The sequence below is a fragment of the Microbacterium sp. NPDC019599 genome, assembly GCF_040632175.1.
Lineage (GTDB): Bacteria > Actinomycetota > Actinomycetes > Actinomycetales > Microbacteriaceae > Microbacterium.
Genome location: NZ_JBEYBL010000002.1, coordinates 621,748 through 636,791, shown reverse-complemented (window position 1 = coordinate 636,791; position 15,044 = coordinate 621,748). Strand labels below are relative to the sequence as shown.

16 protein-coding genes are annotated in these 15,044 nt (G+C 70.9%); 4 read left to right on the top strand and 12 right to left on the bottom strand.

The window, feature by feature from the left end; all coding sequences use genetic code 11:
- Nucleotides 1–2: 2 nt before the first annotated feature.
- The 12 genes from ABZ477_RS06435 to ABZ477_RS06380 form a co-directional block, all read right to left on the bottom strand.
- On the bottom strand, nt 3–755 hold the full coding sequence (locus tag ABZ477_RS06435; RefSeq protein WP_360129603.1) for an NAD(P)H-binding protein: 753 nt from the start codon (nt 753–755) through the stop codon (nt 3–5).
- Nucleotides 756–832: 77 nt separating this feature from the next.
- Nucleotides 833–1,018, bottom strand: a complete 186-nt coding sequence (locus tag ABZ477_RS06430) for a DUF1918 domain-containing protein (protein WP_360129600.1) — start codon at nt 1,016–1,018, stop codon at nt 833–835.
- A 50-nt stretch (nt 1,019–1,068) separates the two neighbouring features.
- Nucleotides 1,069–1,308, bottom strand: coding sequence for a hypothetical protein (locus ABZ477_RS06425; protein ID WP_360129597.1), 240 nt, complete (start codon nt 1,306–1,308; stop codon nt 1,069–1,071).
- 466 nt (nt 1,309–1,774) lie between these two features.
- Complete coding sequence (locus tag ABZ477_RS06420) at nt 1,775–2,191, bottom strand: VOC family protein (protein WP_360129594.1); 417 nt, start codon at nt 2,189–2,191, stop codon at nt 1,775–1,777.
- Between the two features lie 87 nt (nt 2,192–2,278).
- The gene (locus ABZ477_RS06415) at nt 2,279–2,662 is read right to left on the bottom strand and encodes an STAS/SEC14 domain-containing protein (protein WP_360129591.1); all 384 of its coding nucleotides are present in this window, start codon (nt 2,660–2,662) and stop codon (nt 2,279–2,281) included.
- Nucleotides 2,663–2,707: 45 nt separating this feature from the next.
- On the bottom strand, nt 2,708–3,724 hold the full coding sequence (locus ABZ477_RS06410; RefSeq protein ID WP_360129589.1) for a DNA-3-methyladenine glycosylase 2 family protein: 1,017 nt from the start codon (nt 3,722–3,724) through the stop codon (nt 2,708–2,710).
- A gap of 328 nt (nt 3,725–4,052) precedes the next feature.
- On the bottom strand, nt 4,053–6,176 hold the full coding sequence (locus ABZ477_RS06405; RefSeq protein ID WP_360129586.1) for a right-handed parallel beta-helix repeat-containing protein: 2,124 nt from the start codon (nt 6,174–6,176) through the stop codon (nt 4,053–4,055).
- 41 nt (nt 6,177–6,217) lie between these two features.
- Nucleotides 6,218–6,562 (bottom strand): L-rhamnose mutarotase, encoded by a 345-nt coding sequence (locus ABZ477_RS06400; RefSeq protein ID WP_360129583.1) that lies wholly within the window; start codon nt 6,560–6,562, stop codon nt 6,218–6,220.
- A gap of 2 nt (nt 6,563–6,564) precedes the next feature.
- Nucleotides 6,565–7,392: a carbohydrate ABC transporter permease gene (locus ABZ477_RS06395; RefSeq protein ID WP_360129580.1), complete on the bottom strand. Its 828-nt coding sequence runs from the start codon at nt 7,390–7,392 to the stop codon at nt 6,565–6,567.
- Nucleotides 7,392–8,345 carry a sugar ABC transporter permease gene (locus ABZ477_RS06390; RefSeq protein ID WP_360129577.1) on the bottom strand — a complete coding sequence of 318 codons (954 nt, stop codon included), beginning with the start codon at nt 8,343–8,345 and terminating at the stop codon, nt 7,392–7,394. Before ABZ477_RS06390 ends, ABZ477_RS06395 begins: the two co-directional genes overlap by 1 nt.
- A gap of 1 nt (nt 8,346) precedes the next feature.
- Nucleotides 8,347–9,609 carry an extracellular solute-binding protein gene (locus ABZ477_RS06385; protein ID WP_360129574.1) on the bottom strand — a complete coding sequence of 421 codons (1,263 nt, stop codon included), beginning with the start codon at nt 9,607–9,609 and terminating at the stop codon, nt 8,347–8,349.
- A 157-nt stretch (nt 9,610–9,766) separates the two neighbouring features.
- Nucleotides 9,767–10,510, bottom strand: coding sequence for an FCD domain-containing protein (locus tag ABZ477_RS06380; RefSeq protein ID WP_360129571.1), 744 nt, complete (start codon nt 10,508–10,510; stop codon nt 9,767–9,769).
- 83 nt (nt 10,511–10,593) lie between these two features.
- On the opposite strand from ABZ477_RS06380, the gene ABZ477_RS06375 reads away from it, so the two are divergent.
- From ABZ477_RS06375 to ABZ477_RS06360, 4 genes are read left to right on the top strand one after another with little or no spacing between them, the layout of a single operon-like run.
- Complete coding sequence (locus tag ABZ477_RS06375; RefSeq protein WP_360129569.1) at nt 10,594–11,745, top strand: mandelate racemase/muconate lactonizing enzyme family protein; 1,152 nt, start codon at nt 10,594–10,596, stop codon at nt 11,743–11,745.
- Between the two features lie 9 nt (nt 11,746–11,754).
- The gene (locus ABZ477_RS06370) at nt 11,755–12,717 is read left to right on the top strand and encodes an MBL fold metallo-hydrolase (protein WP_360129566.1); all 963 of its coding nucleotides are present in this window, start codon (nt 11,755–11,757) and stop codon (nt 12,715–12,717) included.
- Nucleotides 12,714–13,796, top strand: coding sequence for a Gfo/Idh/MocA family oxidoreductase (locus ABZ477_RS06365; protein WP_360129563.1), 1,083 nt, complete (start codon nt 12,714–12,716; stop codon nt 13,794–13,796). The genes ABZ477_RS06370 and ABZ477_RS06365 overlap by 4 nt, the downstream gene beginning before the upstream one ends.
- A complete protein-coding gene (locus ABZ477_RS06360; protein WP_360129560.1) occupies nt 13,793–15,013 on the top strand; it encodes a CoA transferase in 1,221 nt (406 codons plus the stop codon). The genes ABZ477_RS06365 and ABZ477_RS06360 overlap by 4 nt, the downstream gene beginning before the upstream one ends.
- The last annotated feature ends 31 nt before the right edge of the window (nt 15,014–15,044 follow it).

The window sequence follows — 15,044 nt, the reverse complement described above, 5'->3', positions numbered from 1 at the left end:
GGTCAGGTCCCTCGCGCGAGCGCCGCGATCCACTCCTGGAAGGTCTGCACGCCGAGGACCGCGTCCGGTCCCGGGAGGAGCGAGCCGTCGCGCTGGGCGCGTCCGAGCGCGCCGGGAACGAGCCCTGGGATGATCAGGCCCCGCTCGCCCGCGGCTTTCGCGTACGCGCGCACCATGTGGCCGAGGTCCTCCTCGCGCGGACCTGCGAAGTCGGGGGCGCGGCCCTCCACGGGGTCGGCCTCCACGAGATCGACGAGGCGCGCGCCGACTTCCCGCACCGCGACGGGCTGCGTGCGGCCGCGCGGAGCGAGGTGGACCGGGCCAGCCTTCGCGAAGCCCCACACCTGCCGGGCGAACTCGTGGAACTGCGTCGCGCGGGCGATCGTGAACGGGATGCCGCCACCCGCCGTCGCGCGCTCCTGAGCGACCTTCCCGGCATAGAGCGCGAACCCCGGCACGCGGTCGCACCCGACGATCGAGAGGACGACGATCCGTCGCACCCCGGCGCGGCGGCCCTCGGTCGTGAGGGATCGCGTGACGGCCTGGTGGAACTCGGTGGGATCGTCCTTGCCCTGGACGCCGGACGCGTCGATGACAGCATCCACGCCGTCCAGCGCTGCGGCGACGCCCGATCCCCGCACGAGGTCGACACCTGCCGAGCGCGCCAGCACGACGACGTCATGCCCGCGATCGCGCGCGGCGACCACCGCCGCAGCTCCTGCCTGACCGGTTCCACCTGCGACGGCGATCCTCATGGGTGCTGCTCCTTTACACGGCGATCGGACGGGGATGCATGGCATCCTCGCCCGACGCTACCGGTGCCGGAGCACCGTCACGTGGCGTGCAGGATCTCGCAATCCGAACCGGGTGAGAGGATCGCCTCGTGCCCGTCGTCGAAGCGCACGACCAGCAGGGGGTCCGACTCGTGGCCGCGGATCTCGACGACCTCGCCGGTCCGCTCCGCCATCCCTACCGCACGTCCGTGGATCAGCACCCGGTCGCCCACTGTGGCTCGCATGGCACACCTCCTGCCGTCACGATACGACGGCAGGCGCCCGAGCGGAACGCCTAGAGCCGCGCTCCGTCATCATCGTCGTCGTACAGGTCGGGCGCGCGGCCGCGCCAGGACTCGTACGCCATGAGCCACCCGATCGACACGACGGCCGCGATCATGAGTCCCAGCAGCAGGCTGCCGAGAACGAGGCCGACGAGCGCCCCCGCGGCGAGCAGCACGATCGTGCCGATGAGCCACTGCTTGCGCCCGCGGGGCCAGCCCCGCCGCGGACCGCCGTCGCTCGATTGCGTCATGCCGCCAGCCTAGGGGTGCGGCTGCGCCGCAGCGCGCCGCAGGCCGTCCGTCACCGCCTGGGGCGCTGCAGCCCGCGCGCCGAGGGCGCTCCACCGCAAGCCGAGGGCGCTGCAGCCCGCGCGCCGAGGGCGCCCCACCTCGAGCCGGCCGCCGAGGGCGCTGCAGCCCGCGCGCAGAGGGCGCGTCACCGCGAGCCGGGGGCGCCCCGCCGCGAGCCGGGGGCGCCCCACCTCGCGCCGAGGGCGCCCCACCTCGAGCCGAGGGCGCGTCACCGCGAGCCGGGGCGCGTCACCGCGAGCCGGGGGCGCCCCACCGCGAGCCGGCCGCGCTGCCGCAGGCCGTCCGTCACCGCCTGGGGCGCTGCAGCCCGCGCGCCCGGGCCTGGCGCGCCGCGGACCGCGCGCCACGGCCTGGCCCGCCGCTGCCGGCCGGCCAACGGTTCACGGCCGGCGACAGCATCCCGTCTCACTCCTGCGCGGGGCTGTACGCCACCATCCAGTCGATCCCGAACTTGTCGGTGAGCATGCCGAAGCGACCGCCCCACGGCGGCGTCTCGTACGGCATCTTGACAGTGCCGCCGGCCGACAGGGCGTCCCAGAAGCCCTGGAGCATGGCCTCGTCGTCGCCGCTCACCGAGATCGAGCTGCCACCCGGCTCGCGGTACGGCATGCTCGACGGCGTGTCGGACGCCATGAGCACGAAGCCGTCGGGGCTCGTGAGCTGCGAGTGCATCACAAGGTCCTTCTCGGCGGGGTCCTGCACCATGCCCTCGTAGTCGCCGAAGGTCGAGATCTGCAGGTCGCCGCCGAAGACGCTCTGGTAGAACTCGATCGCGTCGCGGGCGTTGTCCTTGAAGGACAGGTAGGGGTTCAGGCTGGGCATCGCGTCTCCTGTGCTCGTCGGTTCGGGATGCCGCTCCGGCCCGCGGCGCGTCCCAGTGTCGTCGGGGCCTCCGACATCCGCAAGAGGTCAGGCCGAGGGCGAGGTGGCCCGCGCCGCGACCCACTCGACGGCGGTCTCCAGGTCCTCGAGCTTGAACAGGCGGAACTCCGCCGGCAGGAGGAACGCGAGCCCCTGCACGATCTCGCCGATGACCTTGTGGTGCGTCACGAGAGCGACGCGGCCCCAGCTGTTCTCGGGCTTGCCCTCCATCAGCGCGTCCTGCCACAGGGCGCTCAGGGAGTACCGATCGAACTCCTTGCCCAGGACGAGCACGAGGTCGACCTTCTTGCCCGCGGCGATCTGCGCATCCACGGCCGGGTTGAGCACGGTGCGGTAGTCGGACGCCTCGACGGTGCCGACGGCGCGGAAGCCGAGGACGCCGGGCGGGAGGTCGGGAAGAGGCTCGATCATGGCATCATCCTGTCGTCCCGCGCCATCCGCCGGTAGGCGCTTGACTCAGCGCGCGCGATGGTCCTCGGGGTGCAGGCGCGGCCCGCGCCGCGCCTCGTGCACGCCGCTCGCGCCGATGAGGCGGATGACGCGCTGCCGGTGACCCGGCCACGAGGCCAGGAGTTCCAGCATCCCGTCGTCGTCGACCCGCCGCCCCGTCAGCGCGTAGCCGACCTCGTGAGCGAGGTGGTAGTCGCCGACGCTCACTGCATCGGGGTCGCCGTAGGCGCGGATGCGCGTCTCGGCGCTCGTCCACGGGCCGATGCCGGGCAGCGACGTGAGGACGCGCTCGCGGTCCTCTCCGGCCGTGACGGACGAGACGGCGCGCACGATGGACTCGCCGCGCTGCGCCGCCGCGACGACCGTCCGGGACTGCGGAGGCTCGAGCCCCGCACGATGCCACGCCCAGGACGGGATGCCGCGCCACCCCTCGATGGTCGGCGGCGCGAACATCGGCTTGGGCGTGGGGCCCGGCGTCCGCTCGCCGAACCACGTCACGATGCGCCGCCATGCGCCGAACGCCTGCATGCCCGTGACCTTCTGCTCGAAGATCGCGCTCGCGAGGGCATCGAAAAGGAGGTCGGTGCGGCTGAGGCGCAGGCCGGGCGTCCGGTGGTGCGCATCCGCGATGAGGGGATGGATGCCGGCATCGAAGTCGTCCGGGTCGTCCTCGGCGCCGCACAGCGCGGGAAGCTGCGCGAGCGCCCAGTCGGCACCCGGGCCCCAGGCGGCGCCGCGGATCGCCCCGCAGGCGGATTCGCGCAGAGCGAGTGTCGCGACACCGTCCGGCGTGCGACTCGCGCGCCAGATCACGGACCCGGCCACCGTCATGGTCGGGTCTCCCGCACCGCGGCGCTGGTACAGCACCGTGCGGCCCAGATCGAGCGGTCGCTGCGGCCGATACTCCGTCTCGAGCGGACTTCCGTGAGCGGGTGCGCTCTCGACCCCGCGTGCGCCGCTCTCGGCTCGATCGCCGCCGCGCGCGGCCGGCAGCGACCGGATGCGCGACAGCGAGGTTGTCATGGCCTCACCCTACGCGCCGGACTCCGACATCCCGACCCGCGGCGCCGGCCCCTGCACGCCAGACCGGCATCGAGCGGCCGAGATACCCGAACTTCTGGCATCTCGACGCCGATTCGCCAGAAGTTGTGGCATCTCGACGCGCCGGGCCGCGGCATCCGTCCCGCCCGGCCCTCGAGCGCTCGCGCCCGAGTGGCCCGCCGCTCGCGGCCGAGATACCCGAACTTCTGGCATCTCGACGCCGATTCGCCAGAAGTTCTGGCATCTCGCCGCGCCGGGCCGGAGCCCCCGGCAGCCCCGCCCGTCGGCCCGCCCGCAAACGCCCCGGCCCTCACTCCGGGATGGGCGCGTCCTCCCGCGTCCGGCGCACCAGGGGATGCCGGCGGTCCTCGACCGGCCGAGGTCCGGCCCGCGTCGGGTCCGGAGCCTGGATACCGAGCGCCTCGGCCGGGCCGCCCGGGACCACGCGCAGGTCGCGGGCAGCGGCATCCCGGAACCCGGGATCGGCGAAGACGGAATGGGCGTCCCGCCCCGCCGCGAGCCAGACCTCGTCGGCGGGCTCGCGGAGCTCCCACTCCATCGCACCGGAGTACCCGCCGTTGGCCGCGAAGCGAGCACCCGGAACGGGACTCGCGTCCCAGTAGAGGTTGAGGTCGCTGTCGAGGGTCAGGTTGCGGATGTCGCGGTGGTCCTGCCGGCCCGCGAAGGCGGGCGTGCCGGCCCCCACGACGATGTTGCGCTCGAACGTGAACGGCCGGTGCGCCTCGGGCTTCGTGACGGCGACCTGGCTCTCCCCGCCGTACGCGAAGACGTTGTGCCGCACGGTGTTCTCTCGGCCGTAGTTGACGTGGAAGGCCTGGTGGCTGCAGTCGTGCACCGTGTTGCCCTCGACGACGACGTGCGATGAGCCCTGGTCGAGGTAGATGCCCCAGCCCCCGTAGTTGCGGCACCGCACATGGTGCACGTGGTTGCCGCGCACGAGCGTGCCCGGTGCGATGCCGAGCAGGTAGATCGCGCCGGTGTCGTTGAGCCGGCCCTGCCCGATGTCGTGCACGTGGTTGAACGCGATGTCGTTGCCCGTCGACACACTGGGCACGTAGTCCCACGTCCAGCCGACCGAGATGCCCGTGTAGAAGAAGTCGTGGATCTCGTTGTGGGCGACGACGCTGTCGGCGCCGTGCTGCAGCAGCACCGCGACGGCGTTCGGGTAGAGCCGGCCGCCCGCGTGCAGGTGCGAGTCGCTCACCTCGTTCGCCCGCGAGAACAGCGGCGACGAGGCGACGCCGGCGCCGCCGATCCGCACCGCCCCCGCTCCGACGTCGCGAACGTGCACGCCGCTCACGACGTTGCCGCGGCTGCCCTCGAGGAACGAGATGGCATACCCGTCGACCTGCGTGACCCCACCCCCGACGATCGCGCAGTCGCGCGCGCCCGAGTAGCTCAGCGCCGCCGTCGCCTCGGTCGCACCCTGGACGGCCGCCGCGAAGTCGACGTCGCGGGGGAGCAGGCCGTCCTCCCGCACGTCGAACGGCGCACGCGCGGCGGGCATCTCCTCGAACCCCGCGCCGCGGAACGTGATGCCCTCGATCCGGATGCTGCGCACGACCTCGCCCGCGGCCGCATCGCCCTCCACCCGCACGAACTGCTCGAGGCCCGGCACCGTGATGACGGTGTCTTCGATCGTCTCGCCGTCCCGCGGCGCGTAGAGCAGGCGCGGCGCACCCGTCAGCACGCCGGAGCGGTCGAGGTACCACTCGCCCGGCACCTCCCCGAACGCCTCGGCGACGTTATCGAGCCAGTAGCGCGCGAACCTCTTCGTCGCGTCGTCGCGCAGCGCGAAGATGCTCGTCCGCGTCGACACGATCTCGCCGGAGTCGCGGTCGAACGTGGAGACCGGCATCCGCTCCTGCACCCAGAAGTGCGGCACGACGACCTCGACGGCCGCCAGGTCGGCGAGGTCGGGCACATCGCCGTCCTCGACCTCGAAGCGGTCGGAGCCGTCGAAGAGCGTCCCGTCGAAGTCCGCCCGCACGTCGAGGCCGCGCTGCCGACGCATGCGCAGCTCGCCCCCGCGCGGGAACCGCGGGCGCTGCCGGCGCTCGCCGTCGACGTACAGGCTCACGAAGCCGCGCTCCGGCGGGGGAGCGGCCCACACGGTCCGCCCCGCGACCTCGACCTCCTGCCAGCCGGTCACCCGGACCGAGCCGTCGAAGACGGCCTCCCCGTCGCCGAGCGCCGCGACCGTCGTGCGCGAGTCCTCTGGGCCGAGGACGAGCGTCTCGCCGATGCGGTAGGTGCCGGGGAAGACCCAGACGACAGCATCCTGTCCCGGCTCGCGTCGCCCGCGGATGAGCGAGAGAGCCTGTCCGAGCTCGCGCACGGGGTATCCGCGCGAGCCGATGCCGTGGTGGGAGCCGTGCGGGCCGATGTAGACCTCGAGCCGATCGGTCGGCATGGGGTGTGGGTTCCCTTCATCCAGCGGCGGGATGCCGCGACTCAGTCGGTATGGAAGATCTCCGGGATCTCGGTCCACCACTCGCCGGCGGCGCGGTCGTCGAGGGGCCGCTGGAGCGGCTCCTGCACGGCCCACCACCGCTGCGTCTCGGCATCCGCCGCGATCGCTGCCATGTCGGCCTCGTAGTCGTCGCCGGTGTACTCGAAGTAGGCGAACAGCAGCTCGCCGTGGCGGTAGATCGAGTAGTTGTGGATGTTGCTCTTCGCGAGCCGCTCGAGCACCCCGGGCCATACGGCGGCGTGGTGCCGCTCGTACTCCTCGCGATGCTCGGCCGGCAGCCCGATGACCGATGCCACGCGCTTCACGCGGGCGCTCTCGTCCGTCACGGCTATCCCTTCGTCGCGCCCGCCGTGACACCGGCGGTGATCTGGCGCTGGAAGATGATGTACACGATCACGAGCGGCAGCACCACGAGCAGCACACCCGCGAGGTACGTCGGGACGTTGTCGGGGTACTGCCCGCGCAGGGCGCTGACGCCGACCATGACGGTGCGGTTGGAGGGCGATTGCATGATGAGCAGCGCGATGAGGATGTCGTTCCAGCAGAAGAGGGCGTTGAGGATGCCCATCGACAGCAGGGCGGGTCGCCCGATCGGCAGCATGATGCGCGCCCAGACCCCGAACAGGCCGTTTCCGTCGACGCGCGCCGCCTCGGTGATCTCCTTCGGGATGCCGGAGTAGTACGCCGTCATGAAGAACACCGTGAACGGCAGGAACTGCGAGACGTACGCGATGATGAGGCCCGCGTACGAGTCGAGCAGGCCCATGTCGCTGAGCACCTTGATGATCGGGACCATGATGACCTGGAAGGGCACCATCATCGTCGCGAGGATCATGAGGAATGCGACGCGGCTCCCGCGGAAGGTGAGGTGGCTCAGCGAGTAGCCCGCCATCGAGGCGAGCACCAGGATCAGCGCGACCGAGATGACGGTCACGATGATCGAGTTGATGTAGTACCGGCCCATGTCGGCCTGCACCCACGCGTCGAAGAAGTTCTGGATGTTGAACTCCGACGTGGGGCCGAGGCGGTCGAGCACGTACTCGCGGCGGGTCTTGAGCGCGATGTTGACGGCGTAGACCATCGGGTAGATCGTCGCGATGGCGAGCACCATCATCGGGATCGCGATGAGCCAGAGGCCGGCCTTCTCCTTGCGCATCATGCCTCCTTCGTCGCGCGGCGCAGCACGCGGATCTGGACGAGGCCGATCACCAGGACGATCAGCAGGAGGAAGACGGATGCCGCCGACGCGAGTGCGGGCCGCGCTTCGCCGTTGAGCTTCCAGATGAGGAACTCCGGCAGGTACGAGGCGGCACCCGGGCCGCCCGCCGTCATCGTGTAGAGGAGTCCGAACAGCCCGGTGAGCATGCCGATCGTCGTCGTGACGAAGACGAACACGATCGTCTGCGAGAGTCCGGGGATGATGACGTGCACGATCGTCTGGCGGATGTTGGCGCCGTCGATCTTCGCGGCGTCCAGGAGCTCGGTGTCGAGGGTCGACAGGCCCGCGAGGAAGATGACCATGGCCATCCCGAAGGTCGCCCAGATGTGGACCGCGAGCACGCTCGGCAGGGCCGTGAAGGTCTGCCCGAGCCAGTCGACCGTCGGCAGGCCGATCGAGCCCGCGATGCCGTTGAGGGGCCCGTTCGCCCCGAGGACGATGTTGAAGATCGCGCCGATGATGATGGGCGACAGCACGACCGGCAGGAAGTACACGCTGCGGTAGAACCGGTGTCCCGGGACCTTGAGGAAGATGAACGTCGCGAGGATGCCGGCGACGAAGACCTCGATCGGGACGAACAGCAGGACGACCAGGACGTTGCGGGCCGAAGCCTGGAAGCGCTCGTCGCCGAGGAGCGTGACGTAGTTGTCCAGGCCGATGAAGACGCCGTTGAGCTCGCGGTCTCCCGTGAACGAGAAGTTGATGCCCAGGAGCAGGGGGTAGATGCGGAAGACGAGCAGGATGATGAGGACCGGCGCGACCAGGAGGTAGGGAGCGATCCGCTCCGAGTTCCACGGGCGCTTGCGGCGGGGGACCGGGGTGGCCCGGCCCCGGCCCGGAGCCCGGTCTTTGAGGACCAGGCTCCGGGTCGTGGTGGTGTCTACAGACATGTCAGCCTTCGCTGGCCGCCAGCTGGCTCGCGGCGTCGTCGACGGTCACTTCTCCGATGAGCAGCTGCTGGCCGAGGCGGTGCAGCAGGTCGAGCGTCTCACCGGACAGTGCCGTGTGGAGGAGGGGCTTGGAACCGGGCAGCTCGGCGACGATGTCCTGAGCGGACTGGATGTCGGTGTCGAGCTCGATCGTCGTGTCGGACGTGATCTGGCCACCGGCGACCGAGTAGGCCGCGAGGGCGTCGTGGTCGACGGTCGCCTTGATCCAGTCGACGCCGAGGTCCTTCTTGTCCTCGTTGAGGATGCCGTAGCCGATGCCGCCCTCGACGGGGAGCGCGAGCGTCGTGCCGTCGTTGACCGTCACGGGCATCATGAAGCCGAGGTCCTCGCCGAGGAACTCGTCGAACTGCTTCCAGTGCGCGATGCCGCTCGTCAGGCCGATGACCATCGCAGCCTCGCCGCCCGAGAAGAGGTCGAACGAGTCGTTGAACATGGCGGTCGAGTTGGCGCCGTCGTTGTACCAGCCGTCCGCCGAGGTGTCGGCCCAGAGCTGGAGCGCCTGCTTGGCGTGCTCGCTCTCCCAGTCGCGCGTGCCGTCGATCCAGGAGTCGTACTCCTCGGGGGTGAACAGGCCCGAGGCGAACCCGGACAGGAAGAACTCGATGCCGAGGCCCTCCTTGTTGCCGAGCGCGAAGCAGGACTTGTCGGTGCTCGCGAGGACCGCGTCGCATGCGGCCGAGAGGTCGTCCCACGTCGTGGGCGGGTTCTCGGGGTCGAGGCCGGCCGCTTCGAAGATCGCCTTGTTGTAGTAGATCGGGAAGCCCTGCAGGAACATCGGCGCCGAGTAGGTCTCGCCGCCGGTCTGGAAGGCGGGCCAGCCGGCGAGGGTGTCCTCGAGGTCGGCGAGCTCGTCGGTGACGGGGATGAGCTGGTCGGCGCGCGACTTCAGCTGCGTGCCGCCGTTGAAGAGGGCCAGGTCCGGACCGGTGCCGGCCTCGATCGCGCTGCCGAGCAGCGTGTAGTACTGGTCGAACGGCTGCGAGACGATCTCGACTTCGACATCCGGGTGGACCTCCTTGAAGGCCGCCAGGACGTCGGCCTCGTAGGCCTTGGCCGCGTCGTCGGCGCTGCCCCAGTTCCAGACCGTGAGCTTGCCGCCGTCGCTCCCGCCCTCGGTGGGCGTCGTGGTCGCGGCGCCGCCGCAGCCCGTGAGCACCAGTGCGGCGGTGGCCCCGACGGCCGCCGCTGCGATTGTCCGCTTCATTGCGTTACCTCTCATCGTCGATTGTGATGCATCCGCCCTCGGGCAGGGACATCGTGCAGGTGACTCGAAATGTACTATGTATTAGGTGTGACGTCAACCGGTTTGAATGCGATTGACAGCGCTGTCATGGCGGGGGTTTCAGAGAGGCGGGCGCGTGCTACTTCGAGCGGCGCCGGTCCCACGCGCGGTTGATGTGGTCGCGCATCGCGTCGGCTGCCGCCGCAGCGTCGCCGGCTTCGATGGCCCGGAGGATGCGGTCGTGCTCCTCGATCGTGAGCCGGTGGGCGTCGGGGCCCGGGGTCGTGCGGAAGCGCGCCGAGTTCTGCCGCGCCTCGTCGACGAGACGGCGCGCGATGCCGCGCGCGATGATGTGCTCGGACATCGCCATGACGACGCCGTGGAAGGCGATGTCCTGGTCTCCGAAGCGCTCGGAGTCGTCGATCGTGTCCCGCATGCGGTCCAGCGCGTCGCGCAGCAGCACGACCTGCGGATCGGTGCGTTTCGCCGCGGCATCCCGCGCCATCACGGACTCGAGCTCGGCGCGGATCGACGCGACCTCGTCGAGGACGCCCAGCGTCGCATCGTTCTCGATGAGGGCCGACAGGACGACGTGGTCGAGGATGTTCCAGTGCCGCTCGTCGGTCACGACCGTCCCGCGGCCCTGCGTGACCTTGACCATGCCCTTCTCCTCGATCCGTTTGACGGACTCGCGGATAACGGTGCGGCTCACGCCGAAGTGCTCGCAGAGCTCGGCCTCGGTCGGCAGGAGATCGCCCGGCCGCACTTCGCCGGTCACGATCGCCGCGACGAGATCGTGCACGACGACGACCCCCAGTCGCGACGGCGCGGTGCGCCGCGCCGTGCCGCCGAAGACGCGGCTTTCCGTCTCGAGGTCGCTCATGCGGGAAGTCTAGCGAAGATGGACCTTATATTCATCACTCGTATGATGTATTCTCCTTCGAAACGTGACATATCGAGGACGACATGAAGATCACGGGCTACCGCACCCTCACTGCGCACCATGACTGGGGCCGCGCCATCGGCGACGCCAACGGGCACGTCCCGCATGCCATCACGACGGTTCCGCTCGTGATCGTCGAGACGGACGAGGGCGTCGAGGGCGTCGGTATCGGGTCGCACGCCGACCTCGACCGTCTCTTCCCCGCGATCGTGGGGCAGGATCCGCGGTCGGTCTCCTACCTGTTCGACCGCATGCTCGCGCAGGTGTTCAAGTCGAGCCACGCCGGAGCGACCTACGGAGGCGTCGCGACCTTCGACGCCGCCCTGTGGGACATCAAGGCCAAGCTCGCGGGCGAGCCGCTGTGGCGGCTGCTCGGCGGGGGCGACCGGTTCGTCCCGGCCTACGCGTCGGGCCTGGACATCGCGCTGACCGATGACGAGCTCGCGCGCTTCTACGGCGCGTTCGCAGAGCGAGGCTACGTCGCAGGCAAGCTCAAGGGCGGCCTCGACATCGATGCCGACATCCGGCGCCTCGGCATCATCCGCGACGTGCTCGCCGGCAACACGACCCGCCCCGGCCTCATGCTCGACGCGAACGAGTCGTGGCAGGTCAAGCAGGCCGTCCGCTACGTGTGCGCGATCGAGGAGGCCCACGACCTGCTGTGGGTCGAGGAGCCGCTCCGGCGCTGGGACGGCGCGGGTCACGCGCGGCTGAGCGACGGCATCCGCGCGGCGGTCGCGACCGGCGAGAACCTCACGGGCGTCGAGCAGTTCCGTCCGCTCTTCGATGCGGGAGCCCCCGATATCGTGCAGGCCGGCGCGATCTGGGGCGTCACGCACATCCTGCGGCTCGCGCACGCGGCCGCGGCGCGCGATCTGCCGATCAGCGCAGTGGGCTACGGCGCCAACCCCGCCGTCGCGCACGCGATGGCCGCCGTGCCGAATCACCTCACGACCGAGGTGCAGGACCTCCGCTTCGCGGTAGGTCTCGCCGTCGACCACGAGTTCGCCGACGGCGGCATCGTGCTCTCGGACGAGCCGGGGAGCGGCATCCGGGTCGACGAAGCGGCGATTCAGGACGCCGCCGCGTCCGACGGCTGGCGCGACCCGGCCGGGCCGCACATGCGGCCCGCGCGCGCGGGGCTGCGGCTCGTCCTCGACGGCGTCGAGCGGTAGGGGCGTCCGATGGAGATCAGACCCGGACTGCACCGCATCCAGGCCCCGCTCGGCGAGCGCTTCGTCGCCCTCTACCTGCTGGAGGGGACGGATGCCGCACTCCTCGTGGACACCGGCATCCGCGAGAGCATCACCGAGAGCCTGCTGCCCTATCTCGACGAGCATGGCATCCCGCGTGACAAGGTCCGCTGGGCGATCGACACGCACTGCGACTTCGACCACACGGGCGGCAACGGCGCCCTGAAGGCCGCGATCCCGACCGTCCGGCTCCTCGCCCACGTGGAGGACCAGCCTCTCGTCGAGGACATCCAGCGGCTCATCGACGAGCGCTACGGCGAGTTCCGCGACAGCGACGGCTTCGACGACCCCGCCGAAACGACGGCGTACCTGCGCTCGGTGAGCGACCTCGTCCCGCTCGACGGCGTGCTCCGCGGCGGCGAGGAGTTCGATCTCGGCGGCCGGAGCGTCACGGTGCTGCACGTGCCGGGGCACAGCCCGGGGCATGTCGCGGTCCACGACCCGGCGAACCGCGCGCTCCTGATCGGCGACGCGACGCTCGGCCGGTCGGTGCTGTTCGCCGACGGCCGCGCGGCGTTCCCGCCGACGTATCGGGATGTCGAGCCGTATCTGGACAGCATCCGCCGCTTCCGCGAGTTCGATGCCGACCTCTTCCTCACGGCGCACTATCCCGTCTACCAGGACGCTGGGGTCGAAGGGTTCCTCGCGGAGTCCGAGGAGTACGTGGCGCTCATCGACGACGTCGCGCGCTCCGTGCTCGCGTCGAGCCCCGAGCCGCTGACGACCCTCGAGATCATCCGCGCTGCGGGCGAGCGCCTCGGACCCTGGCCGGCTGAGGCGCTGGACTACTCCGTGTTCCCAGTGACCGGCAACCTCGAGCGGCTCGAGGCCCGCGGCGAGGTCGTCTCGACCCGAGCCGAGGACGGTCGGCGGCGCTGGGAGCTCGTGCGATGACCGTGCGGGTGGGCGCAGTCGGCGCCGGCTGGTGGGCCACGAGCAACCATTTCCCGATCCTCGCGGCGCGCGACGACGTCGAGCTCGTCGGCGTGTGCGGCATCGGCCCCGAACTCGAGGCGGTGCGCGAGCAGTTCGGCTTCGGCTTCGCGACGACCGACTACGACGAGCTGCTCGCGCAGGATCTCGACGCCGTCGTGATCACGACGCCGCACGACCTGCACTACCCGCAGGCCGTCGCTGCCGTCGAGCGCGGGCTGCACGTCCTCGTCGAGAAGCCCGTGACTCTCGAGGCCTGGCAGGGCTGGGACCTCGAGCGCCGCGTGCGCGAGGCGGGCGTGCACTTCCTCGCGCCGTACGGCTGGAACTACAAGCCCTTCACGCTCGAGGCGAAGCGGCTCGTCGACGAAGGACACGTCGGCGACGTGCAGTACGTCCTGTGCCACATGGCATCGCCGACGCGCGGCCTGTTCGCGGGCGACACGAATCACATCCGCCGGCTGTGGGATTCGCAGACGAGCGGGCCCGACCCGCGCACGTGGCAGACGCCGTCGCGCGGCGGCGGCTACGCCCACGGACAGATCACGCACTCGAGCGCGCTGCTCTTCTGGCTCTTCGACGACCTGCGCGCCGCGACCGTCACCGCGAAGGTCTCGACCGCGGGCGCGGCCGTCGATCTGTTCGACGCGGCCGTCGTGAGCTTCGACGACGGAGCGCTCGGCACGGTCTCGGGCGCCGCGACCCTCCCCGACGGCAACGACTACCAGGTCGACCTCCGGGTCTTCGGGAGCGAGGGCGTCCTGCTCCTCGACACCGAGCGCGAGCGCGTGTCGCTGCACCGCTACGACGGCCAGGCGTGGGATCTCGACATCCCGCCAGGTGAGGGCGCGTACGAGTGCATCGTGCCGCCGAACCGGTTCATCGACCTGGTCGCCGGGACCAGCATCCAGAACAACTCGGACGCCCGCGTCGCGGCGCGCTCCATCGAACTGATCGACGGGATGCTGCGCAGCTCCGCTGCCGGCGGCATCGAGGTCGACGTCCGCGAGCTCGCGGCACAGGAGGAGAAGACACGATGACGGACGGCATCCTGGCGGGGTACACGGTCCTGGACTGCTCGATCGCGATGGCGGGGCCGTTCGCGGCGCAGCGCCTCGGAGACCTCGGGGCGGACGTCATCAAGGTCGAGCCGACGACGGGGGAGTGGCAGCGTCACGCGGCGGCGGGCGGTGCGCAAGGGAACGAGATCAACGTCTCGTTCCTCTCGCTCAACCGCAACAAGCGCTCCATCGCGCTCGACCTCAAGAGCGCCGAGGGCAAGGCCGCGCTCCTGGACCTCGTGCGCACGGCCGACGTGTTCCTCCAGAACTACCGACCCGGCGTCGCCGCGCGCCTCGGCGTGGACTACGCCTCGCTCAGCGCCGTCAACCCGGGCCTCGTCTACGTCTCGATGTCGGGCTACGGCGAGGACGGGCCGTACCGCGACCGCCCCGGACAGGACCTCCTCCTGCAGGCCATGTCCGGCGCGATGTACTCGGCGGGCCGCGATGGCGACGAGCCGACGCCTGCCGGCCAGTACCTCGCGGATGCTGTCACCGCCTCTACGGCGTTCGAAGGCGTCCTCGCGGCGCTGCTGCACCGCGAGCGGACGGGTGAGGGCCAGCTCGTGACGGTCAACATGCTCGACGCCCTGACGACCCTGCAGATGCAGGAGCTCTCCGTCTTCACGGTGGGCGGGAAGGCGCAGCAGCGCTCGCAGGAGCCGCACGCGCACGTCTTCATCCGCGCGCCGTACGGCGTCTTCCGCACGAGCGACGGCTATGTCGCTCTCGCCTTCGCCGACCTGCACACGCTGGGCGAGCTCATCGGCGAGCCGGCGTTCGAGGGCTGGCGCAGCGAGGTCGAGGGCTGGACGCGCCGGGACGAGATCCACGCCCGCACGGCGGCGCGACTGCGCCAGAACACGTCGGAGCACTGGATCTCGATCCTGGGCGCCGCCGGCATCTGGATCGGCCCCGTGCTGGACTACGCCGACCTCGTCGACGACCCGCAGATCGTGCACAACGGCACCTTCGTCGAGTACGACCACCCGACGGAGGGACGCATCAAGACGCCGGGCTTCCCCTACCGCTTCTCCAAGACGCCGCCGCGCATCGAGCGCGGTGCCCCGCTCACCGGCGAGCACACGCGTGAGATCCTCGCCGCCGCCGGGTACGACGACGCGCGGATCGACGAGCTGCTGGCCTCCGGCGCAGCGGCCGAGACGGGCGTGCGGGCGGGTCAGCCGGCCGGCTGAGGTCGGTCGCCCGCTTCGCGCGTGCCGTTGC

Coding starts and splice junctions, on each gene's coding strand:
- ABZ477_RS06430 (WP_360129600.1), bottom strand. CDS start 1,018: ATGCGAGCCACAGTGGGCGACCGGGTGCTGATCCACGGACGTGCGGTA.
- ABZ477_RS06385 (WP_360129574.1), bottom strand. CDS start 9,609: ATGAAGCGGACAATCGCAGCGGCGGCCGTCGGGGCCACCGCCGCACTG.
- ABZ477_RS06360 (WP_360129560.1), top strand. CDS start 13,793: ATGACGGACGGCATCCTGGCGGGGTACACGGTCCTGGACTGCTCGATC.
- ABZ477_RS06365 (WP_360129563.1), top strand. CDS start 12,714: ATGACCGTGCGGGTGGGCGCAGTCGGCGCCGGCTGGTGGGCCACGAGC.
- ABZ477_RS06415 (WP_360129591.1), bottom strand. CDS start 2,662: ATGATCGAGCCTCTTCCCGACCTCCCGCCCGGCGTCCTCGGCTTCCGC.
- ABZ477_RS06395 (WP_360129580.1), bottom strand. CDS start 7,392: ATGCGCAAGGAGAAGGCCGGCCTCTGGCTCATCGCGATCCCGATGATG.
- ABZ477_RS06420 (WP_360129594.1), bottom strand. CDS start 2,191: ATGCCCAGCCTGAACCCCTACCTGTCCTTCAAGGACAACGCCCGCGAC.
- ABZ477_RS06390 (WP_360129577.1), bottom strand. CDS start 8,345: ATGTCTGTAGACACCACCACGACCCGGAGCCTGGTCCTCAAAGACCGG.
- ABZ477_RS06435 (WP_360129603.1), bottom strand. CDS start 755: ATGAGGATCGCCGTCGCAGGTGGAACCGGTCAGGCAGGAGCTGCGGCG.
- ABZ477_RS06405 (WP_360129586.1), bottom strand. CDS start 6,176: ATGCCGACCGATCGGCTCGAGGTCTACATCGGCCCGCACGGCTCCCAC.
- ABZ477_RS06370 (WP_360129566.1), top strand. CDS start 11,755: ATGGAGATCAGACCCGGACTGCACCGCATCCAGGCCCCGCTCGGCGAG.
- ABZ477_RS06425 (WP_360129597.1), bottom strand. CDS start 1,308: ATGACGCAATCGAGCGACGGCGGTCCGCGGCGGGGCTGGCCCCGCGGG.
- ABZ477_RS06380 (WP_360129571.1), bottom strand. CDS start 10,510: ATGAGCGACCTCGAGACGGAAAGCCGCGTCTTCGGCGGCACGGCGCGG.
- ABZ477_RS06410 (WP_360129589.1), bottom strand. CDS start 3,724: ATGACAACCTCGCTGTCGCGCATCCGGTCGCTGCCGGCCGCGCGCGGC.
- ABZ477_RS06375 (WP_360129569.1), top strand. CDS start 10,594: ATGAAGATCACGGGCTACCGCACCCTCACTGCGCACCATGACTGGGGC.